The sequence below is a fragment of the Aureivirga sp. CE67 genome (assembly GCF_015767245.1).
Classification (GTDB): Bacteria; Bacteroidota; Bacteroidia; order Flavobacteriales; family Flavobacteriaceae; genus Aureivirga.
The window spans coordinates 81,991-102,460 of sequence record NZ_JADOTV010000001.1 but is presented as its reverse complement, the minus strand read 5'-3'; the positions used below and the strand labels follow the sequence as shown (position 1 = coordinate 102,460).

The window sequence follows — 20,470 nt, the reverse complement described above, 5'->3', positions numbered from 1 at the left end:
TTTAAGCAAATATGGAAGAGATTTTAGAAAAAGCCAATCTTTGGCTTTCTGACGCATTTGATTCAGAAACAAAACAAGAAATTCAAGATTTGATGGAGAATAATCCAGATAAATTAAAAGATGCATTTTATAAGAATCTTGAGTTTGGAACTGGAGGAATGCGTGGAATCATGGGAGCTGGAATTAATAGAATAAACAAATATACATTAGGAAAAGCTACACAAGGTTTATCAAATTACCTACACAAAAACTATCCAAATAAAGAATTAAAAGTAGCAATTGCTTACGACTGTAGAAGAAACAGTGATAAGTTTGCGAAAATCGTTGCAGATGTTTTTACTGCAAATAATATAAAAGTTTATCTTTTTGATGAAATGCGTCCAACACCAGAATTGTCTTTTGCAGTTCGTCACCTTGGTTGTGATGCAGGAATTGTGTTAACAGCTTCGCACAATCCACCAGAATATAACGGATATAAAGTTTATTGGAATGATGGAGCGCAAATTGTTCCTCCACATGACAAGAATATTATTGATGAAGTAAATAGTTTAGATTTTTCTGAAATTAAGTTTGATGGAAATGATAATTTATTAGAATATATCGCTACAGAAATTGATAATGCGTTTATGGAAGCTTCTTTAAACAATGGATGTTTTGCAGAGGCTGATAGAGAAAAATTAAATGTAGTTTTCACTTCATTACACGGAACTTCAATCAAAATTGTTCCTAAAACATTACAAAAAGCAGGATATACAAATGTTCATATTGTAGAGGAACAAATGGAGCCAGATGGAACTTTCCCTACAGTAGAATCTCCAAATCCAGAAGAGCCAGCAGCTTTAAAAATGGCATTGGAATTGGCAGATGAAGTGAATGCTGATATCGTTATTGGAACAGATCCCGATTCAGATCGTGTTGGAATTGCTGTTAGAGATTTAGACGGAAATATGATCTTATTGAATGGAAATCAAACAATGAGTATCATGACAGATTTCTTAATCAAAAAATGGCAACAAAGAGGAAAGTTAAACGGAAACCAATTTGTTGGATCTACGATTGTATCTACAAATTTAGTAAACGATATCGCTGCTAAATATGATGTAGATTGTAAAGTTGGATTGACAGGATTTAAATGGATTGCAAAAATGATCCGTGACAATGAATCTATGGAATTCATCGGTGGTGGAGAAGAAAGTTTTGGTTACATGATTGGTGATTTCGTAAGAGATAAAGATGCTGTGACAGCAACGCTTTTAGCTTGTGAAATTGCAATGGATGCAAAACTTAGAGGGTCTACTTTCTACAAGGATTTATTAGAGATTTATAAAGAGCATTCTTTCTACAAAGAGCACTTAGTTGCTTTAGTGAAAAAGGGAATTGAAGGAGCAGAATTAATCAAAGAAATGATGATTGATCTTCGTGAGAATCCAAAGAAAGAAATCGCTGGTTTAAAAGTGACACATTTAGAGGATTATGCTTCTTCTGAAAGAAAGAATATTATTACTGGAGAAGTAGAAACGATTGATGTACCAAAATCAAACGTGTTGATTTACTATACAGAAGATGGAAGTAAAATTGCAGCTCGTCCTTCTGGAACGGAGCCTAAAATTAAATTCTATTTTAGTGTGAAATTACCATTAGATTCTACAGAAAATGCAAAAGAGGTAGAAAAACAACTAGATGCAAAAATCAATGAATTTTGTAAAGAGTTTGGTTTATAAACCGTATTTTTGCACTTAACAATATTATATAAAGTCTATTCAAGTTATTGAATAGACTTTTTTTAACCAATTTTTTAAATTAAATGAACTATTTTAAAAAGATTCTGCTTTTTGCGAAACCTTATCGTAAATATGCAGTTTTGAATATTATTTTTAATATTTTTTATGCGCTTTTCAGTACGCTAGGATTCTTAGCATTAATCCCAATGTTGGATGTACTTTTTAAGCAAGAAAAACCACCAGTAAAAATTGCTCCAACATGGGAAGGAATTACAGGGATTAAAGATTTTATTTTTGATTATTTGAACTTCTACGTAACACAAATTCGTGTAGATTATGGTGAAAGTAGTACGCTTTTCTTTGTTTGTGGACTTATAGTTTCTCTATTTTTATTGAAAAATATCTCAAACTATTTTGCGATGTTTTTTATTACATTTTTGAGAAATGGAGTTTTAAGAGACTTAAGAGATACGACTGCAAAAAAAATCATACAATTACCAGTTTCGTTTTTTTCTGAAAAGAGAAAAGGAGATGTAATGGCAAGAATTACTACAGATATTCAAGAAATTCAATGGACATTTTTAGCGGTTTTAGAATTAGCAGTAAGAGAGCCTTTAAACATTATTTTTACATTGATTTCAATGATTATGTTGAGTGCTAAACTTACTTTGTTTGTATTTATATTTTTACCAATTTCTGGAATTATCATTTCAATGATCGGGAAAAAATTAAAAAAACATTCTGATAGAGCACAAAAAGAACAAGGTCATTTTCTTTCTTTGATTGAAGAAACTTTAACAGGATTAAGAGTGATTAAAGGTTATAATGCAGAGAAGAAGATGTCGAATAAGATTTTTACTTCTACTTCAAAATTAAACAAGATTTTGAATTCGCTATTAAATCGTCAAAATATAGCTTCACCATTAAGTGAAACTTTAGGAATTGCATCAGTTGCTGTAATTCTTTGGTTTGGAGGTCACATGGTTTTGGTTGAAAACACAATGGATGGAGCAACTTTTATCGGATTTATTACTTTGACTTATAATATTCTTGCACCTGCAAAACAAATCTCAAAAGCTTCTTATAATATCAAAAAAGGAAATGCTGCCGCAGAGAGAATTTTAGAGATTTTAGAAACAGAAAATACGATTGTTGATCCTGAACAACCTAAAGAATTAAAGTCTTTTGAGAGTGAAATTACTTTTGAAAATATTTCTTTTAAATATGATCAAGATTATGTTTTGGAAGATTTTTCATTAACGATTCCAAAAGGAAAAACAGTGGCTTTAGTTGGGCAATCTGGAAGTGGAAAATCGACTTTAGCAAACCTTATTACACGTTTTTATGATGTGAATAAAGGTTCGGTTAAAATTGACGGAAAAGATATTCGAGAAGTTACACAACATGATCTTAGAAGTTTGATGGGAATTGTAAATCAAAAAGCAATTCTTTTCAATGATACAATCAAAAATAACATCATGCTTGGTGTAGAGAATGCAACTGATGAAGAAGTAGAAAACGCTGCGAAAATTGCAAATGCACACGAATTTATCATGAATCGTCCAAATGGATATGACGATAATATTGGAGATTCTGGAGATCAACTTTCAGGAGGTCAGCAACAGCGTATTTCTATTGCGAGAGCAGTACTGAAAAATCCACCGATTATGATTCTAGATGAAGCAACTTCAGCGCTAGATACAGAGGCGGAAAAAGCTGTGCAGGATGCTCTAGAAAACATGATGAAAAACAGAACTTCGATTGTAATAGCACATAGACTTTCTACGATTAAAAATGCAGATTTAATTGTGGTAATGCGAAATGGAAAAATCGTTGAGAAAGGAACACATCAAGAATTAATTGCACATCAAGGAGAATATCATAAATTGGTGAATATGCAATCTTTTGACTAAAAAGAAATCGATATAAATTATTAAAAAGACTTCCTCGTGAAGTCTTTTTTGTTTTTGATAATTAAATAAAAGTAGTTGTGTTAAGATAATTTTTTGATTGTCAAGTTCCCCTCTTGAGAGGGGTTAGGGGTGTGTTAGTTTTATGCAAGAGTGCTTAAATTATTTGTATAAGATAATTCTTTGGGCGAAACCTTTTTCTTTGTTTTAAAAAAAACACAGAAAAAGGCCGGGCTTTTCGTTCCAAGTTTTCTCTTGTCAAAAAAAGAAATTCTAAACAATACGTGGGCTTCTAAGGTCGCCTCCGTTTGTCAAGAATTTCTAATTTTTGAAAAAAGAAAAGCTATTCACTACAATCCCTTTCGCAAAAGGAAAATATTTAAACAGGCTCTTAATTTTTAAACAAAATATAACCATTCAAAGAAGTTGCAATCAGTAGCCAAATAAAATAAGGTAAAATCAGAACAGATTTTAGTTTTACAGTATTCCAATAATGAAAAAGAAAATATCCAACTAGAATAGTTAAAGTCAAAATAATTACAAAACCAAAAAGCACTTGATGGTAATAGAAGAAAGTTGGGTTCCAACCAACATTTAAAATCCATTGAAAAACAAATAAAGTTATAAGTAGCGATTTATTTGTAGAGTTTGGCCAAAGATAAGCCAGGTAAATGCTAAAGCAAATCATAATCGTTGTCCAAGCTGCACCAAAAATCCAACCTGGAGGTGTCCAAGGAGCTTTGTTTAAATTTGCATACCAATCTGATGGAACACCTTTGCTTGTGAAAAAACTTCCAATTGCTAAAGCACCAAAATTTAAAATCAAAAAGAGAATTATTCTTACTAACATTTTTTTGAGTTTATGTACTCTTAAAAATAAAGAATATTAACAAAGTTTAGAAATGATTTTTATTTTTGTTGGAAATAATAAGATGGTATGAAAAAAGAAAAAAAAAGAGGTTACCTTCCGATAGAGTTTCCCGATTATGATAAATTAAATTGGGATATGGATTTGTCAATAAAATGTTTGGATGTTTTACGAATTAAAATTCCTCTTTGGTTTCCTGAATTTCCAAAGAATGCAGAATATGATTTAATATCTTACGAAAATCCATTTGGAGCACCTTATCCTGTAATAGGTATTCATTGCGAAGATGAAAATGATTTTAAGAAACTACCTAGTTTTATTGATTTATTTGATGAAATAGAAGAGAAAATTACAGATGAAGTTTTAAATGAAATTCTTGAAGCTACAAAAAATATTGATTCTATAACTTGGGAGAAACTAAAAGAAATAGGAACCTATAGTGAATCAGTAAAATTAAAGTAAAAAAAATAGCTTGATTTTCAAAGTCATACATATTGAAATTTTTCTCATAGAAAGATTCACTAAATTGATTCAAGAGACAGAATTTTGAAATATTAGTTTATTGATGTAAGCTTTTCATTCTTTCAATTAGAACAGAGTCACGAATTATTCTTGCGTTAAAATTTCCTTTTTTATTTGACTTGATAAAAGAAAAAGGATTAATTTCTGTATTGCCTAGAAAAACATCAATATGATTTCCTATAATTTTAGAACCTGTATCTCCGGCAAAAAAATAACCATCATGTATTTGTCGATTTCCATTTTCATCTTTATAAATCGTGTTTTTTGCTTCTGAAATAAAAAGAACAGAGCCAAAAGGAATTAGTTTAGGATCCACAGCAATTGTTTTAAAAGGTTTTAGGTTGAAATTTTGAACTCCTTTTCCATATCTAGAACTTTTTTGCCAAAGAACTTTTCCTGTTTTCTCGTAAGAATTGTAGTTTTCATATTTTTCACAATCACGACAATCGTTTTGAATATTTTCAGACCTTCCAAAATAATTAAAAATATGAATAGTAGTATCTCTTTTAATATAAACAGTTCCTTCTATACAAGCTGTACACCAATCACATAAATCTAATTTTAAACCTGTTTTTTCTTCCTTTTCATTTAATAAATCGATACCATTTTCTGAATGTTTTAGAGTTGGGATATAATAATAAGTAGCCCACAGTTCTAACTCTTTTTCTTTAGGTTTTTTGTCAGATTTAAAACTAAATATTGAAAATAAGCTTATTAAGGATAGGAATAATATTGAGAATTTTCTTTTCATTATTTTTTATTTAAAGCTTAAATAAACAAAAAACCTACACAAAATCATGTAGGTTTTTCATATTTATTGTTTTATCTATTTTTTTAAAATAGAATCTGCATTCGTTTTGCTTCATCTCGAAGATGATCTCTAAAATCTGGATGTGCAATGGAAATCAATAATTCTGCTCTTTCCATAGTTGATTTTCCTCTTAGATTTATAATTCCATATTCGGTTGCAATATATTGTACAGAATTACGAGTATCTGAAGCAGGACCGGAAATAGTTGGTACAATACGAGAAACTTTTCCGTGAGCAGCTGTAGATGTTGCTGCCAAAATAGAAACTCCACCTTTTGAGCGCTGAGCTCCTTCCACAAAATCTAATTGTCCACCAACCGTACTCCACTGATGACCAAGCATAAAATCAGAACTTACTTGTCCAAATAAATCCACTTCAATAAAAGAATTTAAAGAGAAAACTTTGTCATTTAAACCAATAATATATGGATCATTAATATATGAAGAAGGATAAGCTTCGATTCCAGGATTTAGATTTATATAATCAAAAAATGGTCGATTTCCTGCTGCAAGTGTAAAAACAGATCTTCCAACATTGATATTTTTATATTTATTTGTCACATTTCCTTTGATAATCAAATCTGCCATTACTGGAGAAAGTAACTCGCTATGAATTCCTAAATCATTGAAATTTCCAAGCTTCGCACAAACCGCATTCGGAACATTTCCAGCACCAATCTGAATTGTGGCTCCATCAGAAAGATGTTCTACAATATATTTTGCAATTTGATGGTCAACTTCTCTAGGTTCGTTATAAGGTGGCTCTTCAGGAAGTGGAATCGTATTTTCAACAATCGCATCAATTTCAGAAATATGAATAAAAGTATCTCCAAAAACTACAGGCATTTCTTCATTTACTTCTACAATTAACTTTTTCGCTTTTCGAGCAGCAGTAATTGTATAATCTCCATTTGTTCCTGTACTAAAATATCCTCCACTTGTCATTTTTGAAACTGTCACCATAAAAATATCGAGTCCAATATCTTCTGTCATCACTTGTGGAATCTGGTGGAAGTTTTCTGGAATATAATGAATGTATTTCTTTCCTTTTGCAACTCCTTTTTTTACTAAATCTCTTTCTACTTTTGTTGGATAAAAAGGATATAATAAAAGTCTATCCAAATATTCTTCTTTTAAAAGTGTTTCTTGCAAAGGTGTTGCAGGATGCATGTAATACAATTTCAATTCATCGATATCTTTTGCTTGCACACGTTTTTCCAATGCAGCGAAAAGAGCAGGGGGTTCAGACATTCCTAAACCAAAAGACATTTTTCCTTTTTTTGGAACTATTTTAATTGCCTTTTCTGGAGACATTAATTTTTGTTGATATATATCTTTATAATCCATGATTTTATTTTTTAATTGAATAGCATTTGAATTTTTTAAGAAATAAATTCTTCCGTTGTTTTAATATTTGCAATTTCAGAGAGAAGTTCAAACGTATATTTTTGTGCTTCTTCCGAACAACTATCTGCACAAGCATCTTGAATTATTGTCGTATTAAAATCCCGATCATGAGATTCTCTTGCGGTTGTTTGTACTGTTAAACTTGTAGAAACTCCACAAATAACCAAATGATCCGTTTTTAAAGTTTTTAATAAAAGAGCTAAATCTGTTTCATAAAAAGCATTGACACGATGTTTTGTAATGACAATATCTCCTTTTTGAAAATCGAGTTTTGGATGAAATTCAGTTCCCCAACTATCCAATTGATAAGCTCCGAATTCTTTAGCTTTACTCAATAATGAAGTTTCTACACCTACAGGACATTCAACATAAGAACTGGAAAATCCAACTTTTACAAAAAGAAGTGGAATGTCGTTTTTTCGACCAAAAGCAATTAATTTATTTGCGTTCTCAATCACATTTTTATCTTTTACTGCTTTAGCCGAATTCGCAAATTTGCTTTCTTCATTTACAATGTCATTTATGAAATCAATAATCAAAATGGTAGTTTTCATATGCAGACAGATTTAATTTTTATAAGAAACATTTGGAATAAATACATCGCCTTTCATAATTTTTCGAGCAGTTCTGTGATAAGCCAACTTTGTAAAGTCTGGATAATTTTGTCCTTCAACAGGTTTAGATTCTACAATCACAGGCATAATTCCTAACGGATGTCGGGCTCTTAAAGTGAAAGAATGAATATCAGGAGTATTTGCAACTTTATTAGAAACCGAACCTTCAATTCCACAAGAAGCTCCTAAACAAACCGAACCAGTTCCCGCCAAAGTTGGATGACATTTATTCAATAAAAACAAACGTATTCGAATATCTTCAGTTTCTGTACTTTCAGGTTCTCTTACAGCAAAAACAAGCGGAAGCAAAGGTGAAACATCATCAATTTCTTTCCAATCTTTACAAAATCCAATTTGTTCTCCAATTTTTCCACGAATTTCTCGAACTAAATCAAGAAGTTCTTTATTATTATCCAATTCAGGCTTTGACTCTGTACATTCAATTCCTAAATCTTTTGCATGTACAAAAATGCTGACATTAGCATAATCACAAACTGTAATTTCTACAGATTTTCCATTATCCAGTTTTAAAATATCTGTTACATTGCCAGTTGGTAAACATTTTCCTGTTTCGGCTCCAAGAGTCTTATGATAATCCATTAAAATACTTGCTCCAGTTCCAGGAACACCATCAATATGATAATCTCCCATAACTTGTGGTTCGCCATTGACAACCGGAACATGTAAATACAAAATTTTCTGGCTATTAGTATTGAAAACTCGAACAACTGTAACAGGTTCTACAGCTTTTACATAACCTTCAGCAATTGCAAAAGGTCCTACAGCAGAAGAAATATTTCCACAATTTGCACGGTAATCAATATTTGCTTTCAAAATTTCAGCTTGACCAAAAGTATAATCAATATCCGCATCTGGATTTGTACTTGGGTCAATCACAGCAAGCTTAGAAGTTACTAATTGTGCGCCACCCATTCCGTCAATTTCATTGATATCCGGATTCCCCATCATTCGCATTAAAACTGCGTCTCTTTCATGTCCAGCAGGAGGTAAATCTTCTCCTTTGACAAAAATTGCTTTGCTGGTTCCACCACGCATATAAGTGCAAGGAACCGCTAATTGTTGTCCACAATCTTTCATGATTTATAGAATTATCCGTTAATAGATTGTTGTGGTAAGAATTCTTTTTTCCAAACCAACATGGTTCTAGTTCCTGTATGAACTACAACTCCATCTTGGTTTTTTGTAATGATTTTAAGTTTTACGATTCCTTGTTTCGGTCTCGATTTTGATTCTCTCATGGAAAGAACTTCGCTTGTAACATAAAGTGTGTCACCAATTCTAACTGGATGAAGCGCTTTTAATTCGTCAAACTCAAAATTTGCGCTAGCAGAACCAGAAATTAAACGTGAAGAAAGTCCGATACTGATGCTAAAAACAACTAATTGTTCAATAATAACATCTCCAAACTCCGATTTTTTTGCATAGTCTTGATTGATGTGCATTGCGGTTTCAATTCCCATTAACATAGTCATCCACATGCAATCTGCTGAAGTAATTGTTCTACCATGATTGGATTCTATAATTGCTCCAACTTCAAAATCTTCATAGCATAATGAGCAAGTTTCAACATAGTGTTTGTCTCCAATTTTCTTTAATAATTGTGGTATTTTTTCCATTGTTGTTTAATTATTTAATAAAGTGTTCTATTAAATTTACTAAATAATTAATTGAAAATCAGTTTTTTAAAAAAGTAAAAAGTGTTGAAAATAAAATTCAACGCTTTTGTTTTTTTAATTATTTGTTTCAAAGGAAACAAGTCTTATTTCATGCTTTTGTTCAAGATCTATAACGGATCCAATTTTCATTAAAGTAAGTCCTACATCTTCAGAGAAATAAAAATGACTTTTTTTAAATAATATCGTCATCTTGTTTAAAAATAGAGATATAAACAAACGAAACAATTTTTTTTTTAATATTTGATATCTTTCATACTGAAAAAGTAAAATAAATAAGCAATAATTAGTTTAATAATAGTTTCTCTTTCAATTTTTTTTATTTTTGGGAAATATTAAATTATTTATATGAAAACCCCTTTTAAATTATTTATTATTTTTTTGATTCTTATTTCTACGATTCAAAGTTGTACAACAATTGATGATGGAATAACAAGAAGTGAATTTTCTCCGATTGGAGATTGGGAGCTAATTGCAATTAGAAATAGTACAACAGATGGTTGGGTAGAAGTAGAAGAATCGTTTCAGTTTTCTCTTTTTCCAAATTATAGATTTGTAACGAATGAATATGAAGATTGTACTTCAGGTATTTTTGAGTTAGAAAATCAAATGGTGAAAATGAATTATGATTGTAATAGTTTGGGAGAGAAAGAAGATGTTTTCGGATTTGTTGTAAATGCATATTATTTTGAAGATTTAGACATGGTTTTTTCGCCAAAATTTGGAGATTGTCAAGATGTGTGTTTTTATAAATTCCAGAGAATACCTTATGAAGAACAAGAAACTGAGTAAATAAAGTTTACTATAAGTTAGATAAAAATGAAATATTTCAAAGTTTTACTACTTTTTGCATGCATCTGTTCCTCTTGCTCTTATGATGAGGAAATAATTTCAGATGATTTGATTGGTGACTGGAAATTATCAAAAATAGAAGAATTTGATTCTGAAGAAGAAGATCCTGAATTGCCAATTGATTATATAGATAAAAATATTGTTTTTCATTTTGAACCAAATGGACAACTTGAAATTTCGGAGGATAATAATATTCTAGAGTATGGAAATTATTATTACGAAATAATTAGAGAAGGAGAATTTAATTATTTAGATATTGAAGGGATTCGCTGGGGATATGAAATTAATGTGTCAAAATTAATTCTTGATAGATCATTTGTCTATGGACCAAAAGTAGTTTTAACAAGATATCCATAGTTCCCTTTTAAAATTAAACGTACTTTTGCAGCAAATTTTAAGAAATGAGTAAGGATAAAAGTATGCAGCAACGTTTAGATGAATTACCAAAATTGTCTAAAGAATCTATGAAAGAATCTAAAAAGTACTTTTATAGATTAAAAAAGAGAGTACCTAAGAATTTAGATTTAATCATGTTAGACTTACATGAAGAAGAATTTAAAAAAACGGATTGCTTAACTTGTGCTAATTGTTGTAAAACTACAAGTCCAATTTTTACGGAAAAAGATATTCAGAGAATTTCTAAACATTTGAAAATGAAAGAAGTTCAATTTATTAAAAACTATCTTGAAAGAGATGAAGATGATTTTTATGTTTTAAAATCAAGTCCATGTACGTTTTTAGGGTATGATAATGAATGTATGATTTATGATGTTAGACCTAAAGCTTGCGGGGAGTATCCTCATACAAATCGTAGAAAATTTTTCCAATTAACAGATCTTACATTAAAAAATACAGAGGTTTGCCCGGCTACTTATTCTATTGTGGAAAAATTAAAACAAAAACTTCCAAAATAAATACTTAATTTTATTTGAAATTTAAAATGATTTTAGTTTAAAAAGTCAAATTTTAAAGATATTTTTTTGTTTTTAAATGGCTTAAAAAAGACTTCTAAAATCTAGAAAATTAACCAAGGAATAACTAAAATTAAAATAATAAAATCGCTACTTTTGTAAGCAACAACATAACATAATTTCGATGAAAAAATATACATTCACAGAAAAGAAAGATACACGTTCAGGATTTGGTGACGGTTTAACTGAATTAGGAAAAACTAACGAAAATGTAGTAGCACTTTGTGCTGATTTAACAGGTTCATTAAAAATGAATGAATTTGAAAAAAATCACCCTGATCGTTTCTTTCAAGTAGGTATTGCAGAAGCAAATATGATTGGAATGGCTGCAGGAATGACAATTGGTGGGAAGATTCCTTTTACAGGAACTTTTGCAAATTTTTCAACAGGTCGTGTTTATGATCAAATTCGTCAATCAGTTGCTTATTCTGATAAAAATGTGAAGATTTGTGCATCTCACGCAGGATTAACTCTTGGAGAAGATGGTGCAACTCACCAGATTTTAGAAGATATCGGATTGATGAAAATGTTACCAGGAATGACAGTAATTAATCCATGTGATTATAATCAAACAAAAGCTGCAACAATTGCAATTGCAGAGTACGAAGGTCCAGTATACTTACGTTTTGGTAGACCAAAAGTACCAGTATTTATGCCAGATGAGCCATTTGTAATCGGGAAAGCAATACAATTAACAGAAGGAACTGACGTTACTATTGTAGCTACAGGACACTTAGTTTGGGAAGCTTTACAAGCTGCGGAACAATTAGAAGAGAAAGGAATCAGTGCGGAAGTAATCAACATTCACACGATTAAACCTTTAGATGAGGAAGCTATCTTAAAGTCTGTTGCTAAAACAGGATGTGTTGTAACTGCTGAAGAGCACAATATCTTAGGAGGTTTAGGAGAAAGCGTTTCGAGAGTTTTAATCCAAAACAATCCAGTTCCTCAAGAATTTGTAGCTGTAAATGATAGTTTCGGTGAATCTGGAACTCCAGCACAATTAATGGAGAAATACAAATTAGATGATAAAGCAATCATTGAAAAAGTTGAGAAAGTTTTAACAAGAAAATAAATATTTAGAAACCCTAGTAATAATTATTTCAACATGAAGAGAATTTTAATGACGTTGGTGTTTGTAATTGGTGCTTTACAATTTACAAATGCTCAAATTGGTTTTGGAGCAAAAGCTGGTTTAAATTTTGGTAAAACAGGAGATTTTTCTGCAATTGGACAATCAATTAGTGCAGATAATAAAACAGGTTATAGTGCAGGAGTTTGGTTACGTGTTAAAGTTCCTGTGATTGGTTTATATGTTCGTCCTGAGTTATCATATGTTCGTATTAATTCTGAGTATGACGTAGCTGGAAAAAGAGATTATTCTTTAGATAGATTTGATATTCCAGTTTTATTTGGTACAAAGATTTTAAAGATTGGAAATATTTTCGTAGGACCTAATTTCCAATATGCTATCGGAAATGATTTCAAATTTGATGATATTAAAGAGACAGATTCAAGTGATTTTTCTGTTGGTTTAGTAATCGGAGCTGGAGTTGAATTAGGAAAATTTGGAGTTGATATTCGTTGGGAAAAAGGATTGTCTGATTCTACAATAGAATATATTGATAATAATTCAAATACAAACTTTAAGTTTGATAACAAAACAGAGCAAATTTCTATAAACTTATCTTATAGATTATTTGGGAAATAAAATAATATTTTAGAAAAAAGAAAAGCCTTTAGAAAATGTCTAAAGGCTTTTTTTATACTTTTTCGTAAAGGCTTTTTATTTAATTTTTGATTTTTGAAACCATAAACTACCTAAGTCTAAGCTTAGATTAAACATATGATAATTTTCTAGAATTAATCCGCTGTTTAAGCTTCCTTTTCTTCCTAAAGAATATCCGATATTTAATTTAGAAGGCGTTCTTTTATTTAAAGGAATTCCTAAACCAATATTGAAAGAATAATCTTCAATTTTCTCATTTTCAATCAACAAATTTCCAGAATCATAATTAAAACCAATACGATATTCAATTCGATCTTTATAACGAATTCCGTTAGCTTTTGGGATAAATTCTAAACCAAAACCAACAAAATCTTGGTTGATAAATTGACCAAAAGAAATATCCTGATTACTTTCTTTCCAGAAGCTCTTTTTATAATCTAGATTCACAGAAAATTGTTTTCCAAGCTTTTTATAAACTCCAACACCAAATTCAAAAGGCAATTTATAAGAATCTACATCACCTGTAGTTTCAATCGTTTCTTCTCCTGAAACAGTAACGTATTTATTTTGCTCACCACTTAATTTTGTAGGGAAACTTAGAGTACTTCCAATAGAAAAAGTTTCATTAATATCATATTGAAAACCAGTTTTGAACTGAACTCCTGCATAGTTTTCTTCTGTATCTACAGTTAGAGATTTATCTTCAATTAGACTAAATTCACGATTGTCAATTTTTCCAAAATAAATAGAAGTTCCTAAACCTAATCGTAATTTTTTGGTTATAGAAATTCCATAATTGATCTGAAAATTATTCAAACCTCCAGAACCATCAACATCTACAGTATAAGGTTCTGCACTTCCTTCTTGTTCAAATTTTAAATTATTAAAAGAGTATCCAACATTTGTATAAGGAAGAAGAGAAATATTCAGACCAGAATTTTTGCTAATAGGAAAAGCCAAAGCAATTCCTGAAAAATTACCTAAAGTTCTGTTTTCTTTTAAATCATTTTGTTCTAAAGTTTCAATTTGTCCTTTTACACCAACAGAAAAAAGAAATTTATTTGCCCCGATAGAACCAATAGAAGCAGGATTTGTCAAATTGATAAAATCACTTGTTGGCATAGCAATAGCCGATTTTCCTAAAGTATTTATTTTTCCTAAGGAAGAATTATTAATATCTCCTAAACCAAAAATTGAATAGGGTGAGCTCGTCAATTTATTACTTTGCGCAAACGAATTTGCTGTAAATAATAAAATTCCTACATAAAAATATATTTTATTCATCATCATAAAGAGCGTAAGTAAGTTCTAATAGAAATTTTTGATTTTCTGAGTTTGGATCATTTTCAAAGACAATTCTATCGATAGAATTTAGAAAATCAACAGGGAAAATTCCGATATAATAATTGGTAAAAGGTTCGTCTAATTTCAACTCCAAAAATTTAGTAATATCAAATTCATAGTAAACATTATTGAATTCAGAGTCTTTTTGATTTAAAATACCATATACAGGAATTTCATCTTTTCCTGAAGTTAAATCTTGAAGAATTAAATGATCGTTTCTGACAATTACCACTTTTAAAGAATCGGATAGCTGAAGATTATCATCAAAAGATCTTGCTTTTACTGGAAGTTTTAAATTTGCTTTTACAATAGTTCCTTCTCCAGGAATATCATGAATTCTTTCAAAATGTGGAACATCAATTTTTGTCAAAATACCAGTTCCTGCTTGAGAAAAAGCTAAATTTTCAGCATCTTCAGAAAGAATTTCATCTTTTACATTATTTAATCCGGAAAGAAAAGTATTGGTTTTGTCAACAGACATGTTATTAAAACTATTCTGAACAGTTAAAGGGAAATCCTTTTCAAATTCTTCATCACCAAATTCACTTTTGTTAGTATAATAAAGTCGTAGTAAACTTTCGGTAGAATAACCGATAATATTCGCATTTGAAGCTGCGTTATCTACAGAGATTCCTTTGTATTTCTCATAAAAATCCTGATCATCATTGATGTTATTCTCTCTAATATCCTCAAAAAGTTTTGTTCCATAATTATCGTTTAATCGAATATGAATCGAATCATTTTTATAAGGCTCAGGAAAATAGGAGTAAGTAGCCAAAGGACTTGAGTTTACTGCGAAATTATTTGTGTTATAATAATATTCATCTTCAATTGGTTTAATATCATCAATAACTTCTAAAACATTTAAGTGTTGAATGGAAAGCGTATCGTTGTAATAATATTTATCGTGTTTTAGAATTAAGGCTATAGAATCAAATCTACTATCAGAATTTATATCGTTGTAAGAAGAATAATCCAACTGCATATAATTTTTTGTAGAAACAATTCCAAGAAATTCATCGAGGTAAGAACCTGTCAAAAGTCGTTTTGTGTCTAAATTAATTGAATCAAGTTGTATAGTTGAAGAAGTAACCTTCATCGTGTCGATATGATAAATTTTAGTATCAGTTTCTATCCAATCTTCTCCAATTGTAAGAGGAGTACTGTCATCTTCTGCACACGAAACCAAAAGAATTACTATCAGAATTCTAAAAAAATATTTCATTGTTTTAAATTTTGACCAAAAGTAATTCTCTTTTAAAAGAAGCTATAAAAAGTTATATATACGCCCCGAAAACATAGATGAAAACGGATAATTTATCGATAAAGTTTTAAGGTGATTTTTGTCGATGAAAAACCAGTTTTTGTATAGAGAAAACAACGGTTTATCTATTAGATTTTTGCGTAGACTGTTTCAAAAATACATTTGCTTCAAAATTATTTAAGATGAAAAACAAAATAGCAGTTTTATGTATGCTTTTTCTTTGTTTTAATGTGGTAGGACAAGATTTGGAATTAATGAAGTTTTCTTATGATTTACAATCTTTAGGAGATGTAGATTATAATAAATCAAGTTTAAAATTAAAACTTCCAACAAAAGTAGGAGAAAATTATTTCATTCATGGAATTGATGCAGAAGTTTATGATTTTTCTTACGATCAAAATATACTGATTAATAAATCTGAATTGTCAGAAGTATATAATTTCTCTTATGCTTTAAATTATTTTCATAAGCTTTCAGATGTTTGGAGTTTTCATACGTATGCGAAGATTTCCTTGAGTTCTACTTTAGAAAGTTCTGTTACTTCTTCTGATTTATTCCCTACTGGAGGTCTTTTTTTTCATAAAAGAAAAGGGAAAAAAAATGCTTTCTCACACCTTTCTTTAGGAGTAGCTTATACTGCTCGTTTCGGAAAACCAATGCTGGTTCCAGTAGTTCGATATACAAAGAAAGTTAATGAAAAATTTCTTTACACACTTGGTTTACCAAGTACGCATTTGAAATATAATTTTGACAAAAAGAGAAATGTAAAGTTTGGAGTAGAACTTTCAGGAATGCAAGCAAATATTTCAAATCCTTTTTTATATGAAGGGAAAAAAGCTTCTGATATTGCTTTAAATACAGGAACTCTTGGTTTGGAATATAATTATAAACTTTCAAAATCTTGGTCCATTTTTGGGAAAGCAGGTTATACACTTTGGAATAATTATTCGCTTTTGGATGATGATAAAGAAGAGGTTTACAATTTTGATACTACAAACGGTTTTTCATTTTCAACAGGAATCAAATTTAATTTCACACGATAAATAGAGATAATAATGAATAAGATGAATTTAATTTATAAAATAGGAATGTTACTGTTGGTAATTTCCTTTGTAGGATGTTCGGATGAAGATGATACAGAAATCGGAAATTGGGTGGAAAGATCTGTTTTTGATGGAATTCCGAGAAGTAGTGCAGCAAGTTTCACCATAGGAAATAAAGGTTATATCGGAACAGGATATGATGGAGATGATTATTTAAGTGACTTTTGGGAATATAATAGTGATGGGGATTATTGGGCGCAAAAAGCTGATTTTCCTGGAGTACCAAGAAGTTCTGCTGTTGGTCTTGCTATAAATGACAAAGGTTATATCGGAACTGGTTATGATGATTCTGTTGAGTTAAGTGATTTTTGGGAATACAATCCAGGATCGAATTCTTGGGAACAAAAGGCTGATTTTGGTGGTGGACAAAGAAGATCTGCTGTAGCTTTTGATGGTGCCGGAAAAGGATTTTTAGGAACAGGATACGATGGAACAAACGATAAGAAAGATTTTTGGAAATATGATCCAAACTCTGATACTTGGACTGAAATTGTTGGTTTTGGTGGAGAAAAAAGACGTTCGGCTGCTACTTTCGAGATAGATGGAAATATTTATTTAGGAACAGGAGTAAGTAATGGGATTTATAAAACAGATTTCTGGATGTTTGACCCAAACTCTGAAACTTGGACAAAAAAGAAAGATATTGATGAAGATATTGATGATGGTTATACAATATTAAGAGCAAACTCTGTTGGTCTGTCTGTTGGTGGATATGGTTTTTTTACGACAGGTTATAACGGAGGAGCTCTTTATAGTACTTGGCAATACGATCCTTTAGATGATTCGTGGGAAGAAACAACTGCTATTGAGGGTGTTTCTAGACAAGATGCTTCAGGATTTAATATAAACGGAAGAGCTTATGTGTTATTAGGTAGAACAGGTTCTTTGTATTTTGATGATAATTTCGAGCTGTTTCCGTTTGAAGAATTTGATGATGAAGATTAATTACAATTGAAATACTCTCATTAAATAATTTCGTTTTATTATTCGACTCATTCACTTTTGTTTTCATAATTATTATACTAAATGGTTTTTTGAAAGTGGATGAGTTTTTTTAATTCTTTTGTTTATGAAAAAAATAATGAAGTTTGTAGTTCTGAAAATTCTTATGGTTATTTTGTATTTCTCTTGCAATCAAAATACGAAAGAGTTTGAATTGAGCATAACGCAACAAAATCAAGGTTATGGATATGAAATTATTCGACAAGGAAAACTTTTTATCAAACAAGAACATATTCCAGTAATAGATTGTAAAAAATCATTTGAAACAAAGCAAGATGCAGAAAATACTGCAGAAACTGTTTTGAAAAAAATTAAAAATAAAAAGAGCCCAACCATTACAAAAGAAGAATTAGTTCGATTAGGAATTAATATAAATTGTAATTAATTTAAAGAAATTTAAAGTGAGAGAAATGTGGAAATTCATCAAAAGTAACGAGGTCGTTTTAAGACATGTCTTGATATGGTTAATTTTTAGTCTGGCCAGTATAATGCAGTTATACTATGTTACAGAAAGTATTTCCTACAGAATTTTTATCCGAATTGGTTTCAATATTATTTTATATTATATAAACTACCTTTTTCTTGTACCATATATTCTGATGAATAAAAGATGGTTGAGTTATATCGTTATCATTCTTTTTATATGTTTTGCTTTTACTTTTTTGTTTGAAAAAATATTTCCAATTCCAAGAAGGTTTGAATCTTTAATGAAAGCTGAACAATTTGGAGTATTAATGAAAGACTGGAAAGGACCTCCTAAAATTTTGACACATTCTATTACTTTTATCATGAATATGTTGTTGATTTTTATTGGAGTTTCCAATCGTATTTTTGAAGAATGGAATCAAACTGAAAAACGAAAAAAAGAAGCAGAGAAACAAAAAGTAGTTGATAAATTAGAGTTTTTAAAACATCAAATAAATCCACATTTTTTATTCAATTCTTTAAATAGTATTTATTCGCTTACTGTAAAAAAATCTGACAAAGCTCCTGAAGCAATTATTACACTTTCCGATTTGATGCGCTATATGTTGTATCAAACAGATAGTGAGTTTGTTCCTTTAGAGAAGGAATTAGATTATATCCGAAATTATTTTGAGCTACAAAAGCTAAGAATTGCAAATAACGAAAATGTAAAGCTGAAAATTGAAGGTGAATATTCGAGTTATAAAATAAAACCTTTAATGTTGATTTCTTTTGTCGAAAATGCTTTTAAATACGGAACCAATAATGCTGGAGAAACCAAAATAGATGTTCGAGTTTATATAGAAAAAGAACGTTTGTTTTTCTTTTGTGAAAACAATATTGGAGTGTTAGATCAAAAGCAAGAAAGTTACGGAATAGGTCTAAAGAATACTCGAGAAAGATTAGATTTGCTTTATCCAAAACAATATGATTTAAAAGTACAATCGGACAAAAAAACATACCAAATTGAATTAATTTTAAACCTGAAACTATGAAATGTTTGATTATTGATGATGAGCCATTGGCAGTAGATATCATAGAAGCTTTTACAGAAAAAATTCCATTTTTGGAAGTTGTTAAAACATTTAATAATGCGCTAGATGCTTTTGTTTTTTTAAATTCAAACAAAGTTGATTTGTTATTTTTAGATATAGAAATGCCAAATCTGACAGGAGTAGAAATGGTAAAATCTCTTCAAAACTCCGAAGTTCAGGTGATTTTTACAACAGCTTATTCAGAATACGCTTTGGAAGGTTTTAATTTAAATGCAACAGATTATTTGTTGAAACCAATTGCTTTTCCAAGGTTTTTAAAAGCTGTGAATAAAGCAAAAGAAAAATTTGAAGCCAAACAAGAAAATATTTCCACTCAAAATACTGTACAAAACAACCAAACAACTTCATTACCAGAATATATTTTTGTAAAATCAGAATATGAAAACCTTAAGATAAATCTTTCCGAGATTGTTTATATTCAGGGTTTAAAAGATTATATCAAAATTTATCTAAAAAATGCTGATAAAGCTATTTTAACGCTTTCTAGTTTTAAAGAAATATTGAAAAAACTTCCTGTAAATTTTCTACGAATTCATCGTTCTTATATCGTAAATGTTGATTTTATCAATTCAGTTCAAAAATCAAAGGTGATTATAGAAAAACAAAGAATTCCGATAGGAGAAACCTACAAAGAGGAAGTTTTTGAAAAATTAGGAATTTAGTTTTTTAGAAAGATAAACACGTTGATGACCTTCAGGGAAATTATCAATTTCTCCAAAAATCTGATAGCCATTTTTCAAATAAAAATCTTTTGCTTGAAAATTAAAAGTGTCCAACATTGAAATAGTTGCGCCTTTTTCTTTGGCAATGTTTTCAATATGTTTTAAAAGTTTTGAACCAATTCCTTCTTTTCGATAATTTTCTTCTACCCAAAGAATTTTAATTTCCAAACCATTCCAATAACCAATTCCACCTAAAACTCCACCAATAATTTCTTTTTCTTCGTTTTCCATATGAAATTCAAGAGGTGTCCAAGTAGGAGCAAGTGCAGCAACTTGCTGAAGATTATAATTATTGATTCCGTCTACGATTTTTTGAATTGAAGATTTATTACAAGTTTTTATTTCCATCAGATTTTTTTAAAATATTTTTTTCAAAAATAAATGATTATTGATAATTAAATGTCTTTTATCGCGTTG

22 protein-coding genes are annotated in these 20,470 nt (G+C 29.9%); 13 read left to right on the top strand and 9 right to left on the bottom strand.

The features are described 5' to 3' along the window. Nucleotides 1-11: 11 nt before the first annotated feature. Both I0K12_RS00490 and I0K12_RS00485 read left to right on the top strand, forming a co-directional pair. Nucleotides 12-1,721, top strand: a complete 1,710-nt coding sequence (locus tag I0K12_RS00490) for a phospho-sugar mutase (protein WP_196884941.1) — start codon at nucleotides 12-14, stop codon at nucleotides 1,719-1,721. Nucleotides 1,722-1,804: 83 nt separating this feature from the next. Continuing rightward, complete coding sequence (locus I0K12_RS00485) at nucleotides 1,805-3,634, top strand: ABC transporter ATP-binding protein (protein ID WP_196884940.1); 1,830 nt, start codon at nucleotides 1,805-1,807, stop codon at nucleotides 3,632-3,634. 388 nt (nucleotides 3,635-4,022) lie between these two features. Here the strand turns inward: I0K12_RS00485 and I0K12_RS00480 are convergent, their stop codons facing one another. Beyond that, on the bottom strand, nucleotides 4,023-4,481 hold the full coding sequence (locus I0K12_RS00480; RefSeq protein WP_196884939.1) for a TspO/MBR family protein: 459 nt from the start codon (nucleotides 4,479-4,481) through the stop codon (nucleotides 4,023-4,025). An 87-nt stretch (nucleotides 4,482-4,568) separates the two neighbouring features. Between I0K12_RS00480 and I0K12_RS00475 the strand changes: the two genes are divergently transcribed. After that, nucleotides 4,569-4,961: a hypothetical protein gene (locus I0K12_RS00475; protein WP_196884938.1), complete on the top strand. Its 393-nt coding sequence runs from the start codon at nucleotides 4,569-4,571 to the stop codon at nucleotides 4,959-4,961. 97 nt (nucleotides 4,962-5,058) lie between these two features. On the opposite strand, the gene I0K12_RS00470 is transcribed toward I0K12_RS00475, so the two are convergent. The 5 genes from I0K12_RS00470 to I0K12_RS00450 form a co-directional block, all read right to left on the bottom strand. Continuing rightward, nucleotides 5,059-5,772 carry a 3D domain-containing protein gene (locus I0K12_RS00470; protein WP_196884937.1) on the bottom strand — a complete coding sequence of 238 codons (714 nt, stop codon included), beginning with the start codon at nucleotides 5,770-5,772 and terminating at the stop codon, nucleotides 5,059-5,061. Nucleotides 5,773-5,855: 83 nt separating this feature from the next. Next, nucleotides 5,856-7,178 (bottom strand): acetyl-CoA hydrolase/transferase family protein, encoded by a 1,323-nt coding sequence (locus I0K12_RS00465; RefSeq protein ID WP_196884936.1) that lies wholly within the window; start codon nucleotides 7,176-7,178, stop codon nucleotides 5,856-5,858. Nucleotides 7,179-7,213: 35 nt separating this feature from the next. Further along, entirely contained in the window at nucleotides 7,214-7,792 is a 579-nt protein-coding gene (locus tag I0K12_RS00460) for a cysteine hydrolase family protein (RefSeq protein ID WP_196884935.1), read from the bottom strand. Nucleotides 7,793-7,804: 12 nt separating this feature from the next. Then, nucleotides 7,805-8,950: a PrpF domain-containing protein gene (locus I0K12_RS00455; protein ID WP_196884934.1), complete on the bottom strand. Its 1,146-nt coding sequence runs from the start codon at nucleotides 8,948-8,950 to the stop codon at nucleotides 7,805-7,807. A gap of 11 nt (nucleotides 8,951-8,961) precedes the next feature. Beyond that, nucleotides 8,962-9,489 (bottom strand): MaoC family dehydratase, encoded by a 528-nt coding sequence (locus tag I0K12_RS00450; protein WP_196884933.1) that lies wholly within the window; start codon nucleotides 9,487-9,489, stop codon nucleotides 8,962-8,964. A 405-nt stretch (nucleotides 9,490-9,894) separates the two neighbouring features. Between I0K12_RS00450 and I0K12_RS00445 the strand changes: the two genes are divergently transcribed. The 5 genes from I0K12_RS00445 (at nucleotide 9,895) to I0K12_RS00425 (ending at nucleotide 13,080) form a co-directional block, all read left to right on the top strand. Continuing rightward, the gene (locus I0K12_RS00445; protein ID WP_196884932.1) at nucleotides 9,895-10,338 is read left to right on the top strand and encodes a hypothetical protein; all 444 of its coding nucleotides are present in this window, start codon (nucleotides 9,895-9,897) and stop codon (nucleotides 10,336-10,338) included. 27 nt (nucleotides 10,339-10,365) lie between these two features. Continuing rightward, nucleotides 10,366-10,755, top strand: a complete 390-nt coding sequence (locus I0K12_RS00440) for a hypothetical protein (protein WP_196884931.1) — start codon at nucleotides 10,366-10,368, stop codon at nucleotides 10,753-10,755. 62 nt (nucleotides 10,756-10,817) lie between these two features. Continuing rightward, complete coding sequence (locus I0K12_RS00435) at nucleotides 10,818-11,312, top strand: YkgJ family cysteine cluster protein (RefSeq protein WP_196885580.1); 495 nt, start codon at nucleotides 10,818-10,820, stop codon at nucleotides 11,310-11,312. Between the two features lie 181 nt (nucleotides 11,313-11,493). Then, nucleotides 11,494-12,444, top strand: coding sequence for a transketolase family protein (locus I0K12_RS00430; RefSeq protein WP_196884930.1), 951 nt, complete (start codon nucleotides 11,494-11,496; stop codon nucleotides 12,442-12,444). Between the two features lie 33 nt (nucleotides 12,445-12,477). Continuing rightward, on the top strand, nucleotides 12,478-13,080 hold the full coding sequence (locus I0K12_RS00425) for an outer membrane beta-barrel protein (protein ID WP_196884929.1): 603 nt from the start codon (nucleotides 12,478-12,480) through the stop codon (nucleotides 13,078-13,080). Between the two features lie 75 nt (nucleotides 13,081-13,155). On the opposite strand, the gene I0K12_RS00420 is transcribed toward I0K12_RS00425, so the two are convergent. After that, on the bottom strand, nucleotides 13,156-14,385 hold the full coding sequence (locus I0K12_RS00420; protein ID WP_196884928.1) for a hypothetical protein: 1,230 nt from the start codon (nucleotides 14,383-14,385) through the stop codon (nucleotides 13,156-13,158). Next, the gene (locus tag I0K12_RS00415; RefSeq protein WP_196884927.1) at nucleotides 14,375-15,667 is read right to left on the bottom strand and encodes a hypothetical protein; all 1,293 of its coding nucleotides are present in this window, start codon (nucleotides 15,665-15,667) and stop codon (nucleotides 14,375-14,377) included. The genes I0K12_RS00420 and I0K12_RS00415 overlap by 11 nt, the downstream gene beginning before the upstream one ends. A 221-nt stretch (nucleotides 15,668-15,888) precedes the next feature. On the opposite strand from I0K12_RS00415, the gene I0K12_RS00410 reads away from it, so the two are divergent. The 5 genes from I0K12_RS00410 (at nucleotide 15,889) to I0K12_RS00390 (ending at nucleotide 19,993) form a co-directional block, all read left to right on the top strand. After that, a complete protein-coding gene (locus tag I0K12_RS00410; protein WP_196884926.1) occupies nucleotides 15,889-16,749 on the top strand; it encodes a DUF6268 family outer membrane beta-barrel protein in 861 nt (286 codons plus the stop codon). Nucleotides 16,750-16,770: 21 nt separating this feature from the next. Further along, a complete protein-coding gene (locus tag I0K12_RS00405) occupies nucleotides 16,771-17,754 on the top strand; it encodes a Kelch repeat-containing protein (protein ID WP_196885579.1) in 984 nt (327 codons plus the stop codon). A gap of 124 nt (nucleotides 17,755-17,878) precedes the next feature. Then, nucleotides 17,879-18,196 carry a DUF4907 domain-containing protein gene (locus I0K12_RS00400; protein ID WP_196884925.1) on the top strand — a complete coding sequence of 106 codons (318 nt, stop codon included), beginning with the start codon at nucleotides 17,879-17,881 and terminating at the stop codon, nucleotides 18,194-18,196. 103 nt (nucleotides 18,197-18,299) lie between these two features. Further along, nucleotides 18,300-19,271, top strand: a complete 972-nt coding sequence (locus tag I0K12_RS00395; protein WP_196884924.1) for a sensor histidine kinase — start codon at nucleotides 18,300-18,302, stop codon at nucleotides 19,269-19,271. Further along, nucleotides 19,268-19,993 carry a LytR/AlgR family response regulator transcription factor gene (locus I0K12_RS00390; RefSeq protein WP_196884923.1) on the top strand — a complete coding sequence of 242 codons (726 nt, stop codon included), beginning with the start codon at nucleotides 19,268-19,270 and terminating at the stop codon, nucleotides 19,991-19,993. The genes I0K12_RS00395 and I0K12_RS00390 overlap by 4 nt, the downstream gene beginning before the upstream one ends. On the opposite strand, the gene I0K12_RS00385 is transcribed toward I0K12_RS00390, so the two are convergent. Continuing rightward, nucleotides 19,982-20,401 carry a GNAT family N-acetyltransferase gene (locus I0K12_RS00385; protein WP_196884922.1) on the bottom strand — a complete coding sequence of 140 codons (420 nt, stop codon included), beginning with the start codon at nucleotides 20,399-20,401 and terminating at the stop codon, nucleotides 19,982-19,984. The two genes, I0K12_RS00390 and I0K12_RS00385, sit on opposite strands and share 12 nt — an antisense overlap. Nucleotides 20,402-20,470: the final 69 nt, after the last annotated feature.